Source organism: Streptomyces sp. Tu 2975, from assembly GCF_009832925.1.
Classification (GTDB): Bacteria; Actinomycetota; Actinomycetes; order Streptomycetales; family Streptomycetaceae; genus Streptomyces.
Map to the genome: position 1 here is coordinate 5358231 of NZ_CP047140.1, position 23855 is coordinate 5382085.

Genomic DNA, 23855 nt, shown 5'->3' on the forward strand with positions numbered 1-23855 from the left:
TCATGTCCCGCCATGTCGCGATCGTCACCGATTCAACGGCCTACCTGCCGCCACCGGCGATGGAACGGCACGGCATCACGGCGGTACCGCTGACCGTCGTACTCGGCGACCAGGCGCTGGAAGAGGGCACCGAGATCTCGGCCCGCTCGCTCGCCACCGCCCTGCAGAAACGGCGCCCGGTCACCACCTCCAGGCCCAGCCCGGAAACGTTCGCTCGGGCCTACCGCGAAGCCGCGGCCGCCGGCGCCACCGGAATCGTCTCGTTGCACCTCTCCTCCGAACTCTCCGGCACCCACGACGCGGCGGTACTGGCGGCCAAGGACGCACCCGTCCCGGTCAGGGTCGTCGACACCGGGATGATCGCCATGGCGCTCGGATTCTGCGCTCTCGCGGCGGCGGAGGTGTCGGAGGCGGGCGGATCGCTGGACGAAGCAGTGGCCGCGGCGGAGAAGCGGGCGGCGGACACCGCCGCGTATTTCTATGTCGACACCCTCGACTACCTGCGCCGCGGCGGGCGGATCGGGGCGGCGCAGGCGCTGCTCGGCTCCGCGCTCGCCGTGAAACCGCTGCTCCAACTGGTCGACGGCCGCATCGACATGCTGGAGCGGGTGCGCACGGCGTCGCGGGCGATCGCACGGCTGGAGGAGATCGCCGCCGAACGGGCCGGCACGGCGCCGGTGGACATCGCGGTGCACCACTTGGCGGCGCCGGAGCGGGCCGCCGCACTCGCGGACCGTCTGCGGCACCGGGTGCCGGGACTGGCCGACCTGCATGTCAGCGAGGTCGGTGCGGTCATCGGGGCGCACACCGGGCCGGGGCTGCTCGGCGTGGTGGTCTCGCCGCGCTGAGACGGCGGGGCGGGGCCGGCGCGGCGCGGAGTGGGTCGGCCGTCGTGCCGGGGCGGTCGGTCGGCGTGCCGGGGTGGCGGTCCGAGAGGAGCGGCCGGGGTGGCGGGTCGCCGGTCCGGAGGGTGGTTGCCGTGCTCGGGTGGTCGGTCCCTCACCCGTGAGAGTGGTCGGGATATCCACAACCGGCTGCTTTTCCACCGGAATTGGGCGTGCTCGGCGGGTTCGAGCGAATGTGCCTACCGTCCTGTGACATGGCTCTTCGATCACGTTCCGCAACCAGTGGCCCGGGCCGCGCCCCGGCCTCCGATCGCCGCGCACGCTCCCACGGGCACGGGCACGGGCATGGTCACGGCCACGTCCTCGGCCGACCGCCTGCCCTGCCCGGGCACGCGTACCGGTCAGGGCAGGCGCAGGCCGTCGGCGGAGGTGTACCTGCCGGGGCTGGTTCTACCGGCGCCGGGGGCCCGGTACCGCGTGTCCTACGGCCTTCTGGTCTGCGGGGCGGACGCGCCCCGACCGCGGAGGCCGTCGCCCTGCGGCAGCGGGCTGACGCCTTGTTCATGACTGCGGCGTTTCCGCACGACGGAGGCGGCGTGCTGGCGGGGGTTCCGCGGGGCCGTTCGCTCACGCGTCCGGCCCCCCGCCCGCCCCGGCGTCGGGTGACTCACCTCGCGTCGCACTCTCCGCCGTACCTGCCGGCGCCGGTGACCTCGGGCCCGGTAACGCGTCCGCCCACACGACCGGCGCCGCGGGGGCGGCGGGCAGGCGCGGGGACCGGCCCCGGCCGCGGCGGCCGTAGCGGGCGGGTGCGGTCCCCAGGGCGGACCGGCCTGCCGGAGCCGATCGCCTGGACGACGGACCCCAGGGCCGGCGGCTACGGAGGGGCCGAGGCCGGAAGAGCGGCCGGGGCCGGAGCGACCTCACCCGGAACCGACGGCGGCACACCCGTCCCGGACACCAGGAGGGACGACGCACATGGGGCAGGTGCCGACACGGACGCCCCTGTTACCCGCACTGACCGGGACGCATCCGTTATCCGCGCTGACGGGGACGTCCCCGTGAACCGCACGGGCAGGCAGGTGGCCGGGGGCGGGCCCTCCCGCTTCGGGCTCGCGATCCGGGACCGGCTGCCGGTGTGGGTGCAGGTGCGGTGCGGGCTCGAGCCCAAGACGCTCGCGGCGCTCGCCGTGGTCCTCGTGGCGGCGGCCGTGTTCGCGGCCCAGCACTTCTGGGTGGGCCGGCCGCAGGCGGTACGGGCGCCGGAGCTGGTCCAGCAGGGTTCGGCCCAGCCGCAGTCCGTGACCGGGCCCGCAGCAGGACCGGCAACCGAGCCGTCACCTTCGCCGGGCCGGCCGCCCGTCGGCCCGCAGCAGGCGGCCCCGATCGTGGTCGACGTGAGCGGCAAGGTGCGCCGGCCCGGAGTGCTCGAACTGCCTGCGGGATCACGGGTGGCCGACGCACTCGAGGCGGCAGGAGGCGTGAAGCCGGGCACCGACCTGACCGGGCTCAACCGGGCGCGGGTATTGACCGACGGCGAACAGGTCGTCGTGGGCGCGCCCGCGCCGCCCGGACCGGGCGGGCCCCGCGCGGATCCTGCCGCCGGACCGGCCGCAGGCCCGATCAGCCTCAGCTCGGCGACCCTGGAGCAGTTGGAGACGCTGCCGGGAGTAGGCCCAGTGCTCGCGCAGCACATCGTCGACCACCGCATGCAGAACGGCGGCTTCCGGTCGATCGACGAGCTGCGTGACGTCAACGGGATCGGCGACCGCCGGTTCGAGGACCTGCGGAACCTGGTGCGGCCATGACCGTCCTCCCGGTCCACCCCGACGCGGACCACCGGCCGGGCGCGTCCGGCTCCCCTCCGGAAGGCCCGACCGATCTGCGGCTCGTCCCGCCCGCGTTGGCGGCCTGGGCGGCGTCGGCTGTCGCGCTGGGGGCCCCGGGCCGGTGGACGGCGGCCGGCGTGGCTGCATGCCTCGCCGCCGCGGCACTGCTGCCGCTTTGGGCTGCCTTGTCACGGCGCAGAGGCCGGCGGGACACGGCGTGGGCCGCGGCGGCACAGCGCAGAAACCACCAGGCCACGGCAGGCGTTGCGGTGTCCCCGCCCGAGGGTCACCGGGGCACGACGTGGAGTACGGCGGCCCGGCGCGCATCGGTCAGGGACGCGGCAGGGGGTGCGATGTCACGGCGGGTCCCGGACAGGGACGCGGCAGGCGTTGCCGTGTCACGGCCCGGTGGCGGCCGGGACACGGCGCCGGGCCTCGGAGGCAGGACGGCCGCACAAGCTCCCCCGGCCCGTTCGCCGCGGTGGTGGCGGGGCGCCACCGCCCTCGCGGGTGTGTTGCTGTGTGCGGCGGCGGGCGCGGCTTCCGCCGGGCTGCACGGCGCGGACCTCCGCCGTGGGCCGCTGCCCGGTCTGGCCGACCGGCAGGCGCGGGTCACGGTCGAGTTGACCGTCACCTCCGATCCGCGTCCCACCCGCTCCAAGGCCGCGGGCGACCCGGCGGCCCCGGCGGCATGGGTGCTGAACGCCGAGGTGACGCGGGTCACCGTGCCCGGCGGAGCCGTCACCAGGACCCGTACTCCCGTCCTGGTGATCGTCTCCCCCGGCGAAGCGGACACGGCATGGCAGCGCCTCCTGCCCTCCACCCGGCTGAGGGTGGGCGGACGCCTGGTGAAGCCGCTCCGCGAGGACGATCCGTTCGCCGCCGTCCTACGGGCTGACGGCGGCCCTCCGCCGGTCGTCCGCCCGCCGACCGGCATGCAACGCACGGCCGGCGATCTGCGCGCCGGACTTCGCGAGGCCACGGACGGCCTGGCCCCGGACGCCCGTGCGCTGCTGCCGGGGTTGGTCGTCGGGGACACCTCCCGCATTCCCGCCGACCTCCACGCCGCCTTCGAAGCGACGGACCTGACCCACTTGTTGGCCGTGTCCGGGAGCAACCTCACCATCGTGCTGATCCTGCTGATCGGTCCACCGGGCACGGCGCTGCTGGCCGAACGCCGCGGTCTGGCACCACTGCTGGGCATCACTCTGCGCGGCACGGCGCTGCTGGGAGGTGCGCTCACCCTCGCGTTCGTGGTCGTGTGCCGGCCGGAGCCGAGTGTGCTGCGGGCAGCGGCCTGCGGACTTGTCACCCTGCTCGCCATCGGCACGGGCAGGCGCAGGTCCCTCGTACCGGCACTCGCCGCCGCCGCCCTTCTGCTCGTGCTCTACGACCCGTGGCTGGCTCGGAGTTACGGCTTCCTGCTCTCCGTCCTGGCCACCGGCGCCCTTCTCACCATCGGCCCGCGCTGGAGCGAGGCGCTCCAACGGAGGCGGGTACCGGCCCGGCTCGCTGAGGCACTCGCCGCGACGGCGGCGGCGCAGGCGGTGTGCGCACCGGTGGTCGCCGTGTTCGCGGCCAGGGTCAGCCTGGTAGCGATTCCCTGCAACCTCGTCGCCGAACTCGCCGTCGCTCCCGCGACGATCCTGGGATTCGCGGCGCTGGCCACCGCACCCGTGGCCATACCGGTCGCCGAGTTGCTGGCGCGTGCGGCCGGCTGGCCCGCGGGCTGGATCGCGTCGGTGGCCCGCTCGGGAGCGGCTCTGCCCGGCGCCCAGACCGACTGGCCGGGCGGCTGGCGCGGTGGTCTGCTGCTCGCCGCACTGACCGTGGTGCTGATCCTCGTGGCCCGCCGGCTGACACGGCACCCCTGGGCGGTGGCGCTCTGCGCGCTCCTGCTCGTGCTGGCCGTGGTCCGCCCGGCCCCGCTGACCGCGAAACTGACCGGATGGCCCCCACCCGGCTGGGCGATGGTCATGTGCGACGTGGGACAGGGTGATGCCATGGTGCTCACCGCCGGTGCCGGCGCTGCCGTGGTCGTGGACGCGGGACCCGACCCCGGTCTCACCGACCGGTGCCTGAGCGAGCTCGGCGTCACAGAGGTGCCGCTGGTGCTCGTGACCCACTTTCACGCCGACCACGTGGCCGGCCTGGAGGGCGTGTTTCGGGGCAGGGCGGTGGGCGCGGTCCAGACGACCGCGTTCGAAGAGCCGCGCTGGCAGGCCACGTTCGTCCGGCGCACGGCGGAGGCGGCCGGGGTGCCGGTGATCCACGCGATACCGGGGGAGCGGCGCAGGGCGGGGCGGCTCACCTGGCAGGTCCTGTGGCCCGACCTGTCCCGCGGCGCGGCACCGGAAGGGCCGAACGACGCCAGCGTCGCGCTGCTCGTCCGGGCGGCCGGTGGACTGTCCATGCTGCTCCTCGGCGACCTGGAACCGCCGTCCCAGCAACGGCTGATACGGGCGCACCCGGCGCTTCCGGCTGTCGATGTGCTCAAGGTCGCCCACCACGGCTCCGCCTATCAGGAGCCCGCGCTGCTGGCGGGAGCCCGGCCACGGCTGGCGCTCATCTCGTGCGGGAGGGACAACAAGTACGGACATCCGGCGCCCCGCACGGTCGCGGCGTTGCGGGCACGGGGTGCGCTCGTGATGCGTACGGACCGGGACGGTGCGATCGCGGTGACGGGCGCCGGTGCGGACCTGAGGGCGGTGGCACGCGGCGCCGGATGAAGCTGTCGGCCGAGCGCCCGTCGACGGTCCGCTCGGCCGGGGCACGTCCTGACGTCCCGCCGTCCGTTCTGTCGGCCGCCTTGCCGTCCGTCCCGCCGTCCGCCCTGCCGTCAGTCCAGCCAGCGTCCGTGGCTCATGATCAGCCGGTCCTTCAGCTCGTTCTCCTCGCGCCATGCCTTCACCACACGGGGGGTGATCCGCAGATACACCCAGAGGTGCCGGTCCCGCGGGTCCCAGCGCAGCTTCGCGGCGAAGGCGTCGGCCGACTCGGCCGGCAGTGCCGAGCCCTCGACGACCTCGGCGGTCCCCTCGAGGTGCACGACGTCGCGGGTGTGGCCGAGGGTCACGACGACCTCGCCCCGAGGCGTCAGGTTGCGGGCGGTGGGATTGGTGCGCCGGGTGCACATCAGCAGGGTGGCGCCGTGCCACGCGAACGACAGCGGCATCAGGCACGGCTGCCCCTCCGGGGACGCCGTCGCGACCCACGCGTCCTTGTCGTCCGCCAGCCGGGCGAGGGTGTCCCGCCGGCGCTCCTCCCGGCTGCGTGCCTGCTCCTGGGTCGTCATGGCTGCAAGCTACGCGGTGCCCGCGCCGCACCGCGTCGGGCTGTGGGAGGAGCCGTCTCCGCCTTCCGGACCAGGACCAGCGGCCCTGGCGGGGCGGCGGAGCGCGCAGGAGACTGCGTTCATGAACACTCTTCCGCCGACCCCGTCCGCCGCGACCCCGTCCGACCTCTCGTCACGGGACTCCGACTCCCGGGACACAGATGCCTACCTCGCCCGCATCGGCTGCGCACGGCCGGAGCGGGCCGACGCCGCAGCGCTGCGGGAACTCCAGCTGCGGCACTTGCTGTCCGTACCGTTCGAGAATCTGTCGATCCATCTCGGTGAGCCCCTCGTCCTGGAGGACGGCCCGCTCCTCGACAAGGTGGTCGCTGCTCGCCGCGGCGGTTTCTGCTACGAACTCAACGGCGCGTTCGCCGTGCTGCTGCGCAGCCTCGGCTTCGGCGTGACCCTGTTCCAGGCCAGGGTCTTCGGCGACGGCGGACGCCTCGGCATCCCCTACGACCACATGGCGCTCCGGGTGGAGACGGCCGACGGCAGCGGCCCCTGGCTGGCCGATGTCGGCTTCGGCGATCACAGCCACCACCCCTTGCTTCTCGCGGAGCGGGGTGGGCAGGAGGACCCTGCGGGCACGTTCCGTGTCGAAGAGGCGGCCGAGGGGGACCTCGACGTGGTCCGGGACGGCAGGCGGCAGTTCCGTCTCGACACCAGGCCGCGTGAGCTGCCGGACTTCGAGGCGGGCGCCTGGTGGCACCGCACCTCGCCCCTCTCGCACTTCACCCGGTCACTGGTGTGCTCCCGGCTCACGGAGGACGGCCGGATCACGCTGACCGGCCGCAAGCTCGTCACGACCGTGGCCGGTGAGCGGCACGAGCGGCTGCTGGGCGGCGACGACGCAGTGCTCGCCGCCTACCGCGAGCACTTCGGCCTGGAGCTCGACCGGGTGCCGGAGGTCCGGCCCGCGGCGTCCTGAGACCGGTCGCGCCACTGGTGGTCGTGCCACCGGTCGCAGGACCCGTCGCCGGGCACGGTGCAAACGTTGCCGCAGGCCCCGGCACAATATGCCGGTGAGCGATGTGAGACATGTGCTGGTGCTGCCCGACCGCGACGCCGCGGAGGAGGTGGCGGAGACGATCGGCGAGAGCTTCCCGGTGACGGAGGAACCCCAGCTCGTGCGGGACGCACTGGCGGGCGAGGACGACGCGGAGGACGCCCAGTGGCTGGTCGTCGTCGAGGACCCGGAGGGCACGATGGACGCCTCCGCGCTCGACGCGTTCGTGGCGGCCTGGGACGGGTGGCGCGAGGCGCACTGACCGTTCGCCCGGGGCTGTCGGTGGGGCGTGGGATGCTGGAGCGCGATGGCCACCAAGAACTCGACCGACGATCCGCTCGCCCCCGTGACTCTCGCCGTGGGCCAGGAGGATCTGCTTCTCGACCGTGCCGTTCAACAGGTGGTGGCGGCGGCGCGGGCCGCCGACGCCGACACGGACGTACGGGACCTCACCGCCGATCAGCTTCTGCCCGGCACACTCGCCGAGCTGACCAGCCCGTCGCTCTTCGCCGAGCGCAAGGTGGTGATCGTGCGCAATGCGCAGGATCTCTCCGCGGACACGGTCAAGGACGTCAAGGCGTATCTCGGCGCTCCCGCCGAGGAGATCACCCTGGTGCTGCTGCACCCCGGCGGGGCCAAGGGCAAGGGCCTGCTGGACGCGGCGCGTAAGGCCGGGGCGCGGGAGGTCGGCTGCCCCAAGACGACCAAGCCCGCCGAGCGGCTGAACTTCGTGCGGTCCGAGTTCCGTGCGCTGGGCAGGTCCGCCACGCCCGAGGCGTGCCAGGCCCTCGTCGACTCCGTCGGGAGCGACCTGCGGGAGCTGGCCTCTGCGGTGTCGCAGCTGACGGCGGACGTCGAGGGCACCGTCGACGAGGCGGTCGTGGGCCGTTACTACACGGGCCGCGCGGAGGCGTCGAGCTTCAACGTCGCCGACCGGGCCGTGGAGGGCCGGGCGGCGGAGGCGCTGGAGGCGCTGCGCTGGTCACTGTCGACGGGCGTCGCGCCCGTGCTGATCACGAGCGCGCTCGCGCAGGGCGTCCGGGCGATCGGCAAGCTGTCCTCCGCGCGCGGCGGCCGGCCGGCCGACCTGGCGCGTGAGCTGGGCATGCCGCCGTGGAAGATCGACCGCGTACGCCAGCAGATGCGCGGCTGGACCCCCGACGGTGTGGCCATGGCCCTCCGCGCGGTGGCCGAGGCCGACGCGGGGGTCAAGGGTGGCGGCGACGACGCGGAGTACGCGTTGGAGAAGGCGGTCGTGACGATCGCGACGGCGGCGCGCTCGCGCCGCTGAGCCGGCCCGAGAGGCCCCGGCGGCACGCCCGCGGTGCAGGCGTCCGTCCCGAGCGGGAGTGACGCCCGCCCGCCCCGCAGCCCGGCATCGGCCCGCCGAGCCCCCGACCAGCCGGCATCAGGCCCGGACCGGCCCGCTTCAGCTCCCGCACCAGCGTGCTTCAGCCCCGGACCGGCCCGCTTCAGGCCCGGCATCGGCCCGCCGAGCCCCCGACCAGCCGGCATCAGGCCCGGACCGGCCCGCTTCAGCTCCCGCACCAGCGTGCTTCAGCCCCGGACCGGCCCACTGCAGCCCCCTACCAGCCGGCATCGGGCCCCGCACGAGCCCGCTTCAGGCCCCGAACAGCCCGCACAGGCCCCGGACCAGCGTCTCAGGCTCGCTCACGCCCGGCTCACGGCATGACGAAGGCCCCGGTCCGCCGTCCTGGGGAAGGACAACGGCCCGGGGCCTTCGTGTGAAGCTCGGTGCGCCGCACCCGCGTGGCGAACGCAGGCCGCGTGCGGCGCGGGGGTGCCGACCGGGAGCGGATGAGAGGGCCCGCTTGATCCCTGCCGGCGATCAGTCAGTAGCTCAGCCCTGGAGGGAGCCAACCTTGGCAGCCAGCGCCGACTTCTTGTTGGCGGCGGCGTTCTTGTGGATGACGCCCTTCGAGACGGCCTTGTCGAGCTGACGGGAGGCCGCACGGGCCGCCGCGGTCGCCGACTCGACGTCGCCGGTGGCGACAGCCTCACGGGCCTTGCGGATCGCGGTCTTGAGCGAGGACTTGACGGCCTTGTTGCGCAGGCGCGCCTTCTCGTTCGTCTTGTTCCGCTTGATCTGGGACTTGATGTTCGCCACGAAAGAGCCTTTTCAGGTTCGATGATCTCTGAGGTTGCGTCCCTCCCCCGTGACCCTGCGGGTACGGAAGGCGCCTCCGGAGAGGAAACGAGACACAGCTGCTCAGGCTACCAGTCGCCCCACGGACGGCCCAAACCCGGCACAGTCGCCGACCCGTGGGACCATGGAGCCTACGTATCGATCCGACAAAGAGCCGAGCCGAGCCCGAGCCGAGCTCACCGACCCGGCGTCTGCCAAAGAATCAGGACCCTGCGTGCCCGCGACTCCTATCCACGTGCCCGAGCCGAGCCGTACCGACCCGGCTCTGATCCGCAACTTCTGCATCATCGCGCACATCGACCACGGCAAGTCGACCCTTGCCGACCGGATGCTCCAGCTGACGGGTGTGGTCGAGCAGCGGCAGATGCGCGCCCAGTACCTCGACCGGATGGACATCGAGCGCGAGCGCGGCATCACGATCAAGTCCCAGGCGGTCCGTCTGCCCTGGGCCCCCACCGAGGGAGAGGGGCAGGGGAAGACCCATATCCTCAACATGATCGACACTCCGGGTCACGTCGACTTCACGTACGAGGTGTCCCGGTCCCTGGCCGCCTGTGAGGGCACGGTCCTGCTGGTCGACGCGGCCCAGGGCATCGAGGCGCAGACCCTCGCCAACCTGTACCTGGCGATGGAGAACGACCTCGCGATCGTCCCGGTGCTCAACAAGATCGACCTGCCGGCCGCCCAGCCGGAGAAGTTCGCCGAGGAGCTGGCGAACCTGGTCGGCTGTGACCCGACCGATGTGCTCAGGGTCTCCGCCAAGACGGGTCTCGGTGTCGAGGCGCTGCTCGACCGGGTGGTCCGGGAGGTGCCGGCCCCGGTCGGCGTCGCCGACGCCCCCGCCCGCGCGATGATCTTCGACTCGGTCTACGACTCGTACCGCGGCGTCGTCACGTACGTCCGTGTCATCGACGGCCAGCTCAACAAGCGTGAGCGGATCCGGATGATGTCGACCGGCGCCACGCACGAGCTGCTGGAGATCGGCACCAACTCACCGGAGATGCTGCCGGCCGACGGCCTGGGTGTCGGTGAGGTGGGTTACCTCATCACCGGTGTGAAGGACGTCCGCCAGTCCAAGGTCGGTGACACGATCACCACCCTGCACAAGGGAGCCACGGAGGCCCTCGGCGGCTACAAGGACCCGAAGCCGATGGTGTTCTCCGGCCTGTACCCGCTGGACGGCTCCGACTATCCCGAGCTGCGTGACGCCCTCGACAAGCTCCAGCTCAACGACGCCGCGCTGGTGTACGAGCCGGAGACGTCGGCGGCGCTGGGCTTCGGCTTCCGTGTGGGCTTCCTCGGCCTGCTGCACCTGGACGTGATCCGGGAGCGCCTCGAGCGCGAGTTCGGCCTGGACCTGATCGCCACCGCTCCGAACGTGGTCTACCGCGTGACGATGGAGGACGGCACCGAGCACACGGTCACCAACCCGAGCGAGTTCCCCGAGGGGAAGATCGCCGACGTCCATGAGCCGGTGGTGCGGGCGACGATCCTCGCGCCCAGCGAGTTCATCGGCTCGATCATGGAGCTGTGCCAGACCCGCCGCGGCACCCTCCTCGGCATGGACTACCTCTCCGAGGACCGGGTCGAGATCCGCTACACCCTGCCGCTCGCGGAGATCGTCTTCGACTTCTTCGACCAGCTGAAGTCCAAGACCCGCGGCTACGCCTCCCTGGACTACGAGCCCACCGGCGAGCAGGCCTCCAGCCTGGTCAAGGTCGACATCCTGCTGCACGGCGACAAGGTGGACGCCTTCTCTGCGATCACCCACAAGGACGCGGCCTACGCGTACGGCGTGCGGCTCGTCGCCAAGCTGCGCGAGCTGATCCCGAGGCAGGCGTTCGAGGTGCCGATCCAGGCGGCCATCGGCTCCCGGGTGATCGCCCGCGAGACGATCCGCGCCATTCGCAAGGACGTCCTCGCCAAGTGCTACGGCGGTGACATCTCCCGTAAGCGGAAGCTGCTGGAGAAGCAGAAGGAAGGCAAGAAGCGGATGAAGATGGTCGGTTCCGTGGAGGTCCCGCAGGAGGCCTTCATCGCGGTGCTGTCCAGCGACGAGGGTGGCAAGAAGAAGTAGCCTCCGCGTCGTCCCGGGTCCGCGAAAGCGCCCGTCCCGTGCCGGGACGGGCGCTTTCGGCCGTCCGGAACCGTCGCGAAATTCAGATGCCTGATACATCGATCCGTTCCGCCAACCGGTGGACCTGCGCTCCGTTCGTTATCAAGCGGCAGCCCGCAGGCACTTACGCGCTGGTCCCACGGGCTTTACCCTGAGCACGGCTCGATGGTTACTCGCCAGTTAAACAACCAGCCAGTCGTGCAGTGTTGCCGCAGGCCCGGAGGACGTCGTGAGCGAAACCCAGACCCTGATCGAGAACCGGCCGCCTTCGGTGGCGACCCTCTTCACCGAACGCGTGGCAGTCACGCCGGACGACGAGGCCTACCGGTACCCGGTGCCCCCCGCCTCGGGCTCGGGCCCCGACGACTGGAAGTCCCTGAGCTGGGGCCAGGCCGCCGAGAGGGTCTACGCCGTCGCGGCCGGACTGATCGACCTGGGCGTGAACGCGGAGGAGCGGGTCGCCCTCGCCTCCTCCACCCGGGTCGAGTGGATCCTCGCCGACCTCGGCGTGATGTGCGCGGGCGGCGCGACCACGACGATCTACCCGTCCACCAACGCGGAGGAGTCGGCGTACATCCTCGCCGACTCCTCGAGCCGGGTGCTGATCGCCGAGGACGCCACCCAGCTGGCCAAGGCGCGGGAGAAGCGCACCGAGCTGCCCGAGCTGAAGCACGTCGTGGTCATCGACCCGGCCGGCGTCGAGTCGGAGAGCTCCGAGCCGGAGGGCTGGGTCCTCACCCTGGCCGACCTCGAGGCGCGCGGCGCGAAGTACCTCGCCAAGAACCCGGAGGCCGTCAAGGAGCGGGTCGCGGCGATCACCGCCGACCAGCTGGCGACACTCATCTACACCTCGGGCACCACGGGCCGTCCCAAGGGTGTGCGCCTGCCGCACGACAACTGGTCCTACATGGCCAAGGCCATCGCCTCGACCGGCCTGGTCACCAAGGACGACGTGCAGTACCTCTGGCTGCCGCTCGCCCACGTCTTCGGCAAGGTGCTGACCTCGGGACAGATCGAGGTCGGCCACGTCACGGCGGTCGACGGCCGCGTCGACAAGATCATCGAGAACCTCCCGGTCGTCCAGCCGACGTACATGGCGGCCGTTCCCCGCATCTTCGAGAAGGTCTACAACGGGGTCGCGGCCAAGGCGCGCGCCGGCGGCGGCGCCAAGTACAAGATCTTCCAGTGGGCCGCCGGAGTCGCCCGCGAGTACGCGAAGGTCACGCAGGACAACTTCCGCCGCACCGGCAACGCGTCCGCCCCCTTCGGGCTGAACGCCAAGCACAAGGTCGCCGACGCGCTCGTCTACTCCAAGCTGCGCGAGGCGTTCGGCGGACGACTGCGCGCCGCCGTCTCCGGTTCCGCCGCGCTCGCCCCCGACATCGGCTACTTCTTCGCCGGCGCCGGCATCCACATCCTCGAGGGCTACGGTCTGACGGAGTCCAGCGCCGCCTCCTTCGTCAACCCGGGCGAGGCCTACCGCACCGGCACGGTCGGCAAGCCGGTGCCCGGCTGCGAGGTGCGTATCGCCGACGACGGCGAGATCCTGCTCCGCGGCCCCGGGATCATGGAGGGCTACCACAACCTGCCCGAGAAGACCGCAGAGGTCCTCGAGTCCGACGGGTGGTTCCACACCGGCGACATCGGCGAGCTGTCCGCCGACGGCTACCTGCGGATCACGGACCGCAAGAAGGACCTGATCAAGACGTCCGGCGGCAAGTACATCGCGCCCGCCGAGGTCGAGGGGCAGTTCAAGGCGGTGTGCCCGTTCGTGTCCAACATCCTGGTGCACGGCGCGGACCGTAACTTCTGCACCGCGCTGATCGCCCTGGACGAGCCGACGATCCTCGGCTGGGCCGAGGAGAACGGCCTGGGCGGCAAGAGCTACGCCGAGGTCGTCGCCTCGCCCCAGGCCGAGCAGCTCATCGAGGGCTACGTGAAGCGCCTCAACGAGGGGCTCCAGCGCTGGCAGACCATCAAGAAGTTCCGGCTGCTCCCGCGTGACCTGGACATCGAGCACGGCGAACTGACGCCCAGCCTCAAGCTGAAGCGCCCGGTCGTGGAGCGCGAGTACAAGGACCTGATCGAGGACATGTACGCCGGTTCCCGCGAGGCGTGACCCCGCACGACCAGCGGCGGAACGTGTCGGACCGACGGCCGTTCCGCCGCATGCGTGTGTGCTCCTTACGCCTTCCTGCCGGTTTCCTTCCCCCTAGTTCGGTGACTCCGCGCTTATGAGCCCCCTCGGTCTGTCACGCTGTCGGTGTCATAAGCGGCGCATGCCAGCACCGACCAGGAGCCGCGGGTGGGGTCCATTCCGATGCAGCGCGAGACCGGCAACTCTTCGACTCCCGTGTGGCCGGCACGGTCCGACCCCAGGCTGGTCGCGCACACCAGCCTGCCCGGCAACCTCTTGGCCCCGGCCGCGGCACGCCGTTTCGTACGCGACGCCGTCGACGGGTGGACGGGTCTCGGTCTCCTGTCCGGCGGCTCCTGCGCCGACCGGCTGGCCGACGACGCGGCCGTCGTCGTCAGCGAGCTCGTCACCAACGCCGTCGTCCACGCCGGCACCGCCGCGGAACTGCTGTGCCGTTTCGAGGAGTCCACGCACGAGGAACCGGCCGCACTGGTGGTCGAGGTCTCCGACCACCACCCCGCCAGCGCCGTCACCGGCGGGCCGCACAGCGCCGACGAGTCCGGCACCGCGGACTACGGCCGCGGTCTCCAACTCGTCGCCTCCCTCGCGGAACGCTGGGGCATCACCTTCCACGCCGCGCTGAAGACCGTCTGGGCCCGCCTCCCGCTCGACGGCCGTGACATCCGCCCGCCCGCCGCCGCGTACTCGGCACCGCTCGCACCCCGGGGCGCGCACGGCATGGAGACGTCCGCGCCGGGACGCGGGCGTGACGACCTGGAGTGGGTGAGCCGCGGGGCGCCCGCGTTCCTCGCCGAGGCGTCCGACCTGCTTGCCGGGCAACTGGACGAGGACATGGTCGCCGCGCTGGCGGGCCAGCTGCTGGTGCCGCGCCTCGCCGACCGGTGTGCGATCTGGCTGGACGGCGGGGCGCAGGGGCACGGACGCGGGACCGGGAAAGGAAGGGCGCGGCTCGTCGGGGTGTGGCACTGCGACGAGGCACGTGTGGGGCCGCTGCGCGAGGCCCTGGGCGAGGAGCCGCCCCTGCTGCCGCTGACGTCGGACGGCGGACCGGTGCCGGTGGCATGGCCCCACGGCACCCGCGGCGGGCCTCCTGCGCCCCCGCACGGCGGCCCGGCGGCGCAGGACACCCCCGGGAGGCGGGGAACGGCCGGGGCGCCGCACCTGCCCCGGCCGCCCGCCGTCACCGGCGCGCACGAGCCGGCCGGGCCCCTGCCCGCGGAGGCGGAACCGGCCACCGCCCTGGCGTACCGCCTCGGCGTCGGCGGCCACCGTCTCGGCGTGCTGCTCGTCGCGCAGAACGGCCCGGCGGGCGTCCCCGCAGAAGTGGCCGCCCTCATCGAGGACTTCGCCCGGCGGGTCGCCCTGGCCGTCAGCGCCGCCCGCCGGTACACCCGCCAGGCCACCATCAGCCGGGTCCTCCAGCGCGGCCTGCTGCCGAGCCGGGTGGGGCAGATCCCGGGCGTCGACACGTTCCTGGTCTACGAGCCAAGTGACGACGGTGTCGCCGGCGGCGACTTCTACGACGTCTTCCCCGCCGGGTCCGGCGGCCGCTGGTGCTTCATGCTCGGCGACGTCCAGGGCAGCGGGCCGGAGGCCGCCGTCGTCACCGGGCTCGCCAGGCCCTGGCTGCGACTGCTCGCCCGCGAGGGCTACGAGGTCGGTCAGGTCCTCGACCGGCTCAACGGCCTCCTCCTCGACGACGCGATGGAGGCGGCGGAGGCGGCGGCCCTGATCGTCACCGGCGGGCACGGGCCGGGCCTCCCGGACGGGCAGCACGCGCGCTTCCTCTCGCTGCTGTACGGGCAGGTCGTGCCGTCACCGTCCGGCGACGGCGGCGCCCGCTGCACCCTGGCGAGCGCCGGACACCCGCTGCCCCTGCTGCTCCGGCCCGACGGCACCGTACGGGCACTCGCCGAGCCGCAGGTGCTGCTCGGGGTCGTCGACGACGTCGCGTACCAGAGCCACACCTTCGACCTGGAGCCCGGTGACACGCTGCTGTGCGTCACCGACGGGGTGACCGAGCGGCGCTCGGGACCGCGGATGTTCGACGACGAGGACGGTCTCGCGGCCGTCCTTTCCGGCTGCGCCGGGCTCACGGCGCAGGGTGTCGCCGAGCGGATCAGGGCCGCGGTGCACGCGTTCGCGCCGACACCGCCCGGGGACGATCTGGCGCTGCTGGTGCTCCAGGCGGGGCGACCTGCCGGGTGACGGACAATGGGGGCATGCCTTCCGTACTGCCTGACGGCGAGCCCATGCCCGAGGACGGCGCGCTGCCCGCGTCCGCCCTCCAGGGCGCCGAAGCCCGGCCGCTGGCCTTCTACCTGCACGTGCCGTACTGCGCGACGCGCTGCGGCTACTGCGACTTCAACACCTACACGGCCACCGAGCTGCGCGGCTCCGGGGGAGTGCTCGCCTCCCGCGACAACTACGCGGAGACCCTGGCGGACGAGGTCCGCCTCGCCCGCAAGATCCTCGGCGACGATCCGCGGCCGGTGCGGACGGTGTTCGTCGGCGGGGGCACACCGACGCTGCTGGCCGCCGGTGATCTCGTACGGATGCTGGACGTGGTGCGGCAGGAGTTCGGTCTCGCCGACGACGCGGAGATCACGACGGAGGCGAACCCGGAGTCCGTCGACCCCGCCTATCTGGCGGCCCTGCGGGAGGGCGGCTTCAACCGCGTCTCCTTCGGCATGCAGAGCGCACGGCAGCACGTGCTGAAGGTGCTCGACCGCACCCACACCCCCGGCCGGCCGGAGGCGTGCGTGGCGGAGGCGCGGGCCGCGGGCTTCGACCATGTGAACCTCGACCTGATCTACGGCACCCCGGGCGAGAGCGACGACGACTGGCGGGCCTCGCTGGAGTCCGCAGTCGGCGCGGGACCGGACCATGTGTCGGCGTACGCGCTGATCGTGGAGGAGGGCACACAGCTCGCGCGGCGCATCCGCCGCGGCGAGGTGCCCATGACCGACGACGACGTCCACGCCGACCGCTACCTGATCGCCGACGAGGTGCTCGGCGCGGCCGGCTACGACTGGTACGAGGTCTCCAACTGGGCCACCTCGCCGGAAGGCCGCTGCCTGCACAACGAGCTGTACTGGCGCGGCGCCGACTGGTGGGGCGCCGGCCCTGGTGCGCACAGCCACGTCGGCGGCGTGCGCTGGTGGAACGTCAAGCACCCGGGCGCGTACGCGGCAGCCCTGGCGGAGGGCCGCTCACCCGGCGCCGGGCGCGAGCTCCTCCCCGACGAGGACCGCCGCGTGGAGCGGATCCTGCTCGAGCTGCGCCTGCGGGACGGCGTGCCGCTGGACCTCCTGCGTGAGGCGGGCCTCGCGGCGGCCGCCCGTTCGCTGGCCGACGGGTTGCTGGAGCCCGGCCCGTACGGGGCCGGGCGCGCGGTGCTGACCCTGCGGGGACGGCTGCTGGCGGACGCGGTGGTGCGGGACCTCGTGGACTGATCACCCGCCGGAGTGTCCGACCCCGGCGGCCGGACAGGTCCTAGTCGGACACCGTCACGAAGTCGATCAGCTCCTCGACCCGCCCCAGCAGAGCAGGCTCCAGGTCCTTGTAGGAACGGACCTTGGAGAGGATGTGCTGCCAGGCCGCGCCCGTGTTCTCCGGCCAGCCGAGGGCGCGGCACACGCCCGTCTTCCAGTCCTGGCCGCGCGGCACCGTGGGCCACGCCGGGATGCCCACGGAAGCAGGCTTCACCGCCTCCCACACGTCGATGTACGGGTGGCCCACCACCAGCACGTGCGGGTCGCTGACCGAGGCCGCGATTCGGGACTCCTTGGAGCCCTCGACCAGGTGGTCCACCAGGACGCCGAGGCGGGCGTCCGGACCGGGGGAGAAGTCCGCGACGATCGACGGCAGGTCGTCGACGCCCTCCAGGTACTCGACCACCACGCCCTCGATCCGCAGGTCGTCGCCCCACACCCGCTCAACGAGCTCGGCGTCGTGGCGGCCCTCCACGTAGATGCGGCCCGCGCGGGCGACCCGGGCCCGGGCGCCGGGAACGGCGAGAGAGCCGGAGGCGGTACGGGACGGACGGGACGGGGCCGACGGGGCCGGACGGACCAGCGTGACGACCTTGCCCTCCAGCAGGAAGCCCCGCGGCTCGAGCGGGAACACGCGGTGCTTGCCGAAGCGGTCCTCCAGGGTGACCGTCCCCGCCTCGCAGCGGATCACGGCGCCGCAGAAGCCGGTCGACACCTCCTCGACCACCAGCTCAGGGTCGGCAGGGACCTCCGGCACGGGCTTCGACCGCTTCCACGGCGGTGTGAGATCAGGGCTGTAGCTGCGCATTCGCACGACGATACGGCCGCACGCCGCTACGACACGCCGAAACGCGCCGCCAGTTCGTCGCGCTGGGCCCGTACGAACGCCGCGTCCACCACCGCGCCGTGCCCGGGGACGTACAGGGCGTCCTCGCCGCCGAGGGTCAGCAGCCTGTCGAGGGCGGCGGGCCACTGTGGCCCGACGGCGTCCCGGCCGGCCTGCGGCTCACCGGACTCCTCCACCAGGTCTCCGCAGAAGACCACTTCCCGTTCGGCGGGCACCAGCAGCGCCAGGTCGTGGCCCGTGTGGCCGGGGCCCACATTGGCCAGCAGCACCTGGCGGCCTCCCAGGTCGAGCGTCCACTCCCCGCACACCGCATGCTGCGGCGCCACCACCATGTCCGCGGCCTCCGCCGCCTCCTCGGCAGCGACCCCGTGCCGGATCGCGGACGCGCGGATCGCGTCCCGCTCCCGGCGCAGCAGTGTGTCCATGCCCACGGCCCCGTACACCTCCGCCCCCGCGAAGGCCGCCGTGCCCAGCACATGGTCGAAGTGGGGATGGCTGAGTGCGATGTGCGTCACGCGGCGCCCGCCCAGCAGCGCCTGCGCCTGGGCCCGCAGCTCGGCCCCTTCACGGAGCGTGGAGCCCGTGTCGTACAGCAGCACAGCGTCCTCGCCGGCGACCAGGCCGACGGTCGCGTCCCACCTCGGGAGGCGGCGGCGGCCGACCCCCTCGGCCAGCCGTTCCCAGCCGAAGTCTTCCCAACTGACGTCCATACGGCGACGCTATCCGCATCACATCCGCATCGACCTGCGCGGGCCGCACGAGCGCGTGTCCGACCGCACGGTCGGCCACCCTTGCTACCCGCGTACCCGGCAGCCGTACACTGGCCGGGGGAATGCTGGCACTCGGGCGCACCGAGTGCCAGGACACACAGAGGAACCACAGCTGGAGGTGCGCGAATGCTCAGCGAACGCAGGCTCGAGGTGCTGCGCGCCATCGTCCAGGACTATGTCGGCACCGAGGAGCCTGTCGGCTCCAAGGCCCTCACCGAGCGTCACAAGCTCGGTGTCTCCCCGGCCACCGTCCGCAACGACATGGCCGTGCTGGAGGAAGAGGGTTTCATCGCCCAGCCCCACACGAGCGCCGGGCGGATCCCCACGGACAAGGGATACCGGCTGTTCGTCGACCGGCTGGCCGGCGTCAAGCCGCTGTCGTCGCCGGAGCGCCGCGCCATCCAGAACTTCCTGGACGGGGCGGTCGACCTCGACGACGTCGTGGGACGTACGGTGCGGCTGCTGGCTCAGCTGACCCGGCAGGTCGCCGTCGTCCAGTACCCGTCGCTGACCCGGTCCACGGTCCGGCACGTGGAGCTCCTCTCCCTCGCGCCCGCCCGCCTGATGCTCGTGCTGATCACGGACACGGGCCGGGTCGAGCAGCGCATGATCGACTGCCCCGCCCCGTTCGGCGACGCCTCGCTCGCGGACCTGCGGGCCCGGCTCAACAGCCGGGTCGTGGGACGCCGCTTCGCGGACGTGCCGCAGCTGGTGCAGGACCTTCCCGAATCCTTCGAGCACGAGGACCGCGGCACCGTCTCCACGGTGCTCTCCACACTGCTCGAGACCCTGGTCGAGGAGACCGAGGAGCGGCTCGTGATCGGCGGCACCGCCAATCTGACCCGCTTCGGGCACGACTTCCCGCTGACCATCCGGCCGGTGCTGGAGGCGCTCGAGGAGCATGTGGTGCTCCTCAAGCTGCTCGGCGAGGCGAACGAGTCGGGCGGTATGGGCATGACCGTACGTATCGGTCACGAGAACGCCCATGAAGGCCTCAACTCCACGTCCGTGGTCTCGGTCGGCTACGGTTCGGGCGACGAGGCAGTAGCGAAACTCGGCGTGGTCGGACCGACCCGCATGGACTACCCCGGAACGATGGGAGCGGTACGCGCAGTGGCACGTTACGTCGGACAGATCCTGGCGGAGTCGTAAGTGGCCACGGACTACTACGCCGTACTCGGCGTACGCCGCGACGCATCGCAGGACGAGATCAAGAAGGCCTTCCGCCGCCTCGCGCGCGAACTCCACCCGGACGTGAATCCGGATCCGAAGACGCAGGAGCGCTTCAAGGAGATCAACGCCGCGTACGAGGTGCTCTCGGACCCGCAGAAGAAGCAGGTCTACGACCTCGGCGGTGACCCGCTCTCGCAGGCCGGAGGCGGCGGCGCCGGAGGCTTCGGCGCCGGCGGCTTCGGCAACTTCTCCGACATCATGGACGCCTTCTTCGGCACGGCGTCGCAGCGCGGACCGCGCTCGCGTACCCGCCGCGGCCAGGACGCGATGATCCGGCTGGAGATCGAGCTCAACGAAGCGGCCTTCGGTACCACGAAGGACATCCAGGTCGACACGGCCGTCGTCTGCACGACCTGCTCCGGCGAGGGCGCGGCGCCCGGCACATCGGCGCAGACCTGCGACATGTGCCGCGGGCGCGGCGAGGTCTCGCAGGTGACGCGGTCCTTCCTGGGCCAGGTCATGACGTCGCGGCCCTGCCCGCAGTGCCAGGGCTTCGGCACGGTCGTGCCGACGCCGTGCCCCGAGTGCGCCGGCGACGGCCGGGTCCGGTCGCGGCGGACGCTGACCGTGAAGATCCCGGCCGGTGTCGACAACGGCACCCGGATCCAGCTCGCGGGCGAGGGCGAGGTCGGCCCCGGCGGCGGCCCCGCCGGTGACCTGTACGTCGAGATCCACGAGGTCGCCCACCCCGTCTTCCAGCGACGCGGCGACGACCTGCACTGCACGGTGACGATCCCCATGACCGCGGCGGCGCTGGGCACGAAGTGCCCGCTCGAGACGCTCGACGGCGTGGAGGAGGTCGACATCCGTCCGGGCACGCAGTCCGGCCAGTCGATCCCCCTGCACGGCCGCGGCATCACGCACCTGCGCGGCGGCGGCCGGGGCGACCTGATCGTGCATGTCGAGGTGACGACGCCGACGAAGCTCGACGTGGAGCAGGAGCGACTGCTGAGGGACCTGGCCAAGCTGCGGGGCGAGGAGCGGCCGCTGGGCCAGTTCCAGCCGGGTCAGCAGGGGCTGTTCTCGCGGCTGAAGGACGCGTTCAACGGGCGATAGCCCGAGGGCGGGCGGGGCGGCTCCGTGCGCGGAGCCGCCCCACCCCTTTCCGCTGCCCCCGGGGCCGGTGCGGGCTCAGGCGGAATGGGGGATTCGGACCCGTCGCGGGGGACGTGGCACGATGCGTGCATGTCGTCATCCGCGCTGGCCGGCCTCTGCCGTCATCCGATCGTGCAGGCACCCATGGCCGGCGGCGCTTCCTGTCCGCAGTTGGTCGCCGCCGTGTCGGAGACCGGTGGGCTGGGCTTCCTGGCCGCCGGGTACAAGACGGCGGACGGGATGTACGAAGAGGTCAAACATGTCCGCGGGCTCACCGCGCGGCCCTTCGGCGTCAACCTGTTCATGCCGCAGCCCGGCATCGCCGACCCCGCCGCCGTCGGTGTCTACCGGGACCAGCTCGCCGGTGAGTCCGCCTGGTACGAGACGCCGCTCGGTGATCCTGACAGGGGACGGGACGACGGCTACGACGCGAAGCTCGCGATCCTGCTCGACGACCCCGTCCCGGTCGTCTCGTTCACCTTCGGCTGTCCCTCGCGCAGCGTCCTCGAGTCGTTCAGCAAGGCGGGCACCTTCACGATCGTGACCGTCACCACGCCGGAGGAGGCGCAGGCGGCCCAGTGGGCCGGTGCCGACGCGGTGTGCGTGCAGGGCATCGAGGCCGGCGGCCATCAGGGCACGCACCGGGACGATCCCGCGACCGACGGGTCCGGGTACGGACTGCTCGCGCTTCTCGCACTGGTGAAGGAGACCGTACAGATGCCCGTCATCGCCGCCGGCGGACTGATGCGCGGCCATCAGATCGCCGCGGTCCTGGCTGCCGGGGCGAGCGCCGCCCAGCTCGGTACCGCGTTCCTGGTGTGTCCCGAGTCGGGAGCGCACCCGGTGCACAAACAGGCCATGACCGACCCGCTGTTCGGGCGCACCGAGATGACCCGGGCCTTCTCCGGGCGGCCCGCGCGGGGCCTGGTGAACAGGTTCATGCGGGAGCACGGGCCGTACGCGCCGGCCGCGTACCCCGAGGTGCACCATCTGACGAGCGGGCTGCGCAAGGCCGCCGCCAAGGCGGGCGACGCGCAGGGCATGTCGCTGTGGGCGGGCCAGGGGCACCGGCTGGCGCGTGAGATGCCCGCCGCCCAGCTGGTGGGGGTGCTGGCCGCGGAGGCGGACTCCGCGCGTGCCGCGCTGTCACTCGGCGGTGGTGTGTGATGACCGCTCCCGTCTTCCTCTTCGAATCGCTCGCAGGCGTCGCGCCCGGCGCGGTCGTCGTCCTGGACGGCCCGGAGGGGCGGCACGCCGTATCCGTGCGCAGGCTCCAGCCGGGCGAGGACATCGTCCTCACGGACGGCGGCGGGCGCGGAGCGTCGGGCACCGTCGTCTCCACCGAGGGCAAGGACCGTCTGACGGTCGAGGTACGCGAGTGCCCCGAGGAGCCGCAGCCGGCGCCCCGCATCACCGTCGTGCAGGCGCTGCCCAAGGGCGACCGCGGCGAACTCGCCGTGGAGACCATGACCGAGACCGGCGTGGACGCGGTCGTGCCGTGGTCGGCGGCGCGCTGCATCACCCAGTGGAAGGGCGAGCGCGGCGCGAAGTCGCTCGCCAAGTGGCGGGCGACGGCCCGTGAGGCGGGCAAGCAGTCGCGCAGGCTCCGCTTCCCGGAGGTCGCGGAGCAGGCAACGACCAAGCAGGTCGCGGCACTTCTGGCGGCCGCGGACTTCGCCGCGGTGCTCCACGAGGAGGGCGCCATGCCGCTCGCCACGGCGGAACTCCCCACGGAGGGCTCGATCGTGCTCGTGGTCGGCCCCGAGGGGGGCGTGTCCCCGCAGGAGCTCGACCAGTTCGCGGAGGCGGGCGCAAGGCCGTACCGGCTGGGACGCAGCGTGCTGCGTACGTCCACGGCCGGTACGGCGGCGACGGCGCTCCTGCTGGGGCGCACCGGCCGCTGGTCCTGAGCGGCGGCGCCCCGTCTGCCCGGCAGTCCGGAAGGGCGGCCCGTCGGCTCAGCCCGCAGGGCCCGCCGGGACATCGCCGGCCACCGCGTCGAACAGCGGCCACCCGTCGGTCTCGACCGTCCTCGGCGTGTCCGGCAGGAGGCCGCGGGCGGTGGCCGCGTCGAGGAACCGCCGTGCCACGCCCGGCTCGTGCAGATTCAGCCACGTACCGCCGGAGACCACGGCACCCGCCTCGAAGTACCCGCCGGAGACGACCCGGCCGGGACCTTCCCGGAAGACGACCGCCAGGCGCTGCTGCGTTCCCTCGCGCCACAGTGACAGCGTCGTACGGCAGTCACGGGTGCCTGAGCCGTCCCGTGTGTGCCGGTGCCGCACCGACCACATGTACACGTTGCCCGCGTCCACGACGAGGCGGCGGGCGCGCCACAGCTTCCTGGCCATGGCCCGACCGTACGGGCGGCACCATGGCCGCAACCACTCTTTTACCGGCGGGGCGGTGCTGGCACTCTGGCTTCATGCCCGCCCGGACCAGAGCACGGCGCGCCTTGGCCGCGATCGCCGTCGCAGCAGCGGCAGTTCCCGCCCTCGTGGCCTGCGAGCCCACCGCAGGAGGGCTGAACACCGGTGCCGTGGCCGTCACCACCGATCTGACCGCGACGAGCACGCTCGAGCGGCTCACGTTCGACGTCGCCTGGCTCAGTTGCACGGCGAAGGCCGACACCCCTGCCACCGCCTCGCCCGGTTCCACCGCCTCGCCCGGTTCCGGTCCGGGCCGTGCCTCCGTGGACTGCCAGGGTGAGACCGGGTCCGGTCAGGACATCACCGTCACCGGCAAGGTGACGGAGGAACGCGGCGGAAAGTGCGTCCGTGGCGATCTGACCGCCAGGATCGAGAAGAAGATCGTCTTCCGGGCGACGATGCTCGGCGACTGCAGCGCCGCACCGAGCAGTTCGCCGGCCGGCGATCCTTCCGATCCCGGGAGGCCGTACCCGACCGTCACGGTCACCGTCACAGAAACGGTGACCGCCGTTCCGGCCAAGTGATCCAA

Annotated in this window: 20 protein-coding genes; 15 read left to right on the forward strand and 5 right to left on the reverse strand. The window is 72.7% G+C overall.

What is annotated here, in order from left to right; genetic code table 11:
- Nucleotides 1–2 precede the first annotated feature (2 nt).
- The 3 genes from GLX30_RS23705 (at nt 3) to GLX30_RS23715 (ending at nt 5403) form a co-directional block, all read left to right on the forward strand.
- Nucleotides 3–848 (forward strand): DegV family protein, encoded by an 846-nt coding sequence (locus tag GLX30_RS23705; protein ID WP_159692117.1) that lies wholly within the window; start codon nt 3–5, stop codon nt 846–848.
- A gap of 692 nt (nt 849–1540) precedes the next feature.
- A complete protein-coding gene (locus GLX30_RS23710) occupies nt 1541–2653 on the forward strand; it encodes a ComEA family DNA-binding protein (RefSeq protein ID WP_159695212.1) in 1113 nt (370 codons plus the stop codon).
- Nucleotides 2650–5403 (forward strand): ComEC/Rec2 family competence protein, encoded by a 2754-nt coding sequence (locus GLX30_RS23715; RefSeq protein WP_244258271.1) that lies wholly within the window; start codon nt 2650–2652, stop codon nt 5401–5403. The genes GLX30_RS23710 and GLX30_RS23715 overlap by 4 nt, the downstream gene beginning before the upstream one ends.
- Nucleotides 5404–5513: 110 nt before the next feature.
- On the opposite strand, the gene GLX30_RS23720 is transcribed toward GLX30_RS23715, so the two are convergent.
- Nucleotides 5514–5969: a pyridoxamine 5'-phosphate oxidase family protein gene (locus GLX30_RS23720; RefSeq protein ID WP_159692119.1), complete on the reverse strand. Its 456-nt coding sequence runs from the start codon at nt 5967–5969 to the stop codon at nt 5514–5516.
- A gap of 121 nt (nt 5970–6090) precedes the next feature.
- Between GLX30_RS23720 and GLX30_RS23725 the strand changes: the two genes are divergently transcribed.
- The 3 genes from GLX30_RS23725 to holA all read left to right on the forward strand — a co-directional run bounded on the left by GLX30_RS23725 (nt 6091) and on the right by holA (nt 8308).
- Entirely contained in the window at nt 6091–6939 is an 849-nt protein-coding gene (locus GLX30_RS23725; protein WP_159692121.1) for an arylamine N-acetyltransferase, read from the forward strand.
- 94 nt (nt 6940–7033) lie between these two features.
- On the forward strand, nt 7034–7279 hold the full coding sequence (locus tag GLX30_RS23730) for a hypothetical protein (RefSeq protein WP_159692123.1): 246 nt from the start codon (nt 7034–7036) through the stop codon (nt 7277–7279).
- Nucleotides 7280–7324: 45 nt separating this feature from the next.
- Entirely contained in the window at nt 7325–8308 is a 984-nt protein-coding gene (holA, locus tag GLX30_RS23735) for a DNA polymerase III subunit delta (RefSeq protein ID WP_159692125.1), read from the forward strand.
- Nucleotides 8309–8878: 570 nt separating this feature from the next.
- Here the strand turns inward: holA and rpsT are convergent.
- On the reverse strand, nt 8879–9145 hold the full coding sequence (rpsT, locus tag GLX30_RS23740; RefSeq protein WP_159692127.1) for a 30S ribosomal protein S20: 267 nt from the start codon (nt 9143–9145) through the stop codon (nt 8879–8881).
- A gap of 253 nt (nt 9146–9398) precedes the next feature.
- Between rpsT and lepA the strand changes: the two genes are divergently transcribed.
- The 4 genes from lepA to hemW all read left to right on the forward strand — a co-directional run bounded on the left by lepA (nt 9399) and on the right by hemW (nt 16913).
- Nucleotides 9399–11261, forward strand: a complete 1863-nt coding sequence (gene lepA / locus GLX30_RS23745) for a translation elongation factor 4 (protein ID WP_159692129.1) — start codon at nt 9399–9401, stop codon at nt 11259–11261.
- A gap of 268 nt (nt 11262–11529) precedes the next feature.
- The gene (locus GLX30_RS23750; RefSeq protein WP_159692131.1) at nt 11530–13419 is read left to right on the forward strand and encodes an AMP-dependent synthetase/ligase; all 1890 of its coding nucleotides are present in this window, start codon (nt 11530–11532) and stop codon (nt 13417–13419) included.
- A 201-nt stretch (nt 13420–13620) separates the two neighbouring features.
- Entirely contained in the window at nt 13621–15666 is a 2046-nt protein-coding gene (locus tag GLX30_RS23755; protein WP_159695214.1) for an ATP-binding SpoIIE family protein phosphatase, read from the forward strand.
- A gap of 14 nt (nt 15667–15680) precedes the next feature.
- Nucleotides 15681–16913 (forward strand): radical SAM family heme chaperone HemW, encoded by a 1233-nt coding sequence (hemW, locus tag GLX30_RS23760; protein ID WP_159692133.1) that lies wholly within the window; start codon nt 15681–15683, stop codon nt 16911–16913.
- 40 nt (nt 16914–16953) lie between these two features.
- Here hemW and GLX30_RS23765 read toward each other — a convergent pair whose 3' ends face one another.
- Both GLX30_RS23765 and GLX30_RS23770 read right to left on the reverse strand, forming a co-directional pair.
- Nucleotides 16954–17760, reverse strand: a complete 807-nt coding sequence (locus GLX30_RS23765) for a DUF3097 domain-containing protein (RefSeq protein ID WP_159692135.1) — start codon at nt 17758–17760, stop codon at nt 16954–16956.
- 26 nt (nt 17761–17786) lie between these two features.
- Nucleotides 17787–18509 (reverse strand): MBL fold metallo-hydrolase, encoded by a 723-nt coding sequence (locus GLX30_RS23770; RefSeq protein ID WP_159692137.1) that lies wholly within the window; start codon nt 18507–18509, stop codon nt 17787–17789.
- Nucleotides 18510–18695: 186 nt separating this feature from the next.
- Here GLX30_RS23770 and hrcA point away from each other — a divergent pair, with 186 nt between their 5' ends.
- The 4 genes from hrcA to GLX30_RS23790 all read left to right on the forward strand — a co-directional run bounded on the left by hrcA (nt 18696) and on the right by GLX30_RS23790 (nt 22807).
- Nucleotides 18696–19721, forward strand: a complete 1026-nt coding sequence (hrcA, locus tag GLX30_RS23775; protein ID WP_159692139.1) for a heat-inducible transcriptional repressor HrcA — start codon at nt 18696–18698, stop codon at nt 19719–19721.
- Complete coding sequence (dnaJ, locus tag GLX30_RS23780; protein WP_159692141.1) at nt 19722–20858, forward strand: molecular chaperone DnaJ; 1137 nt, start codon at nt 19722–19724, stop codon at nt 20856–20858.
- Nucleotides 20859–20987: 129 nt separating this feature from the next.
- Nucleotides 20988–22064, forward strand: a complete 1077-nt coding sequence (locus GLX30_RS23785; RefSeq protein ID WP_159692143.1) for a nitronate monooxygenase — start codon at nt 20988–20990, stop codon at nt 22062–22064.
- Nucleotides 22064–22807 carry a 16S rRNA (uracil(1498)-N(3))-methyltransferase gene (locus tag GLX30_RS23790; protein WP_159692145.1) on the forward strand — a complete coding sequence of 248 codons (744 nt, stop codon included), beginning with the start codon at nt 22064–22066 and terminating at the stop codon, nt 22805–22807. Before GLX30_RS23785 ends, GLX30_RS23790 begins: the two co-directional genes overlap by 1 nt.
- Before the next feature lie 48 nt (nt 22808–22855).
- Here GLX30_RS23790 and GLX30_RS23795 read toward each other — a convergent pair whose 3' ends face one another.
- Nucleotides 22856–23248, reverse strand: coding sequence for a hypothetical protein (locus tag GLX30_RS23795; RefSeq protein ID WP_159692147.1), 393 nt, complete (start codon nt 23246–23248; stop codon nt 22856–22858).
- A gap of 74 nt (nt 23249–23322) precedes the next feature.
- Here GLX30_RS23795 and GLX30_RS23800 point away from each other — a divergent pair, with 74 nt between their 5' ends.
- Entirely contained in the window at nt 23323–23850 is a 528-nt protein-coding gene (locus GLX30_RS23800; protein ID WP_159692149.1) for a hypothetical protein, read from the forward strand.
- Nucleotides 23851–23855: the final 5 nt, after the last annotated feature.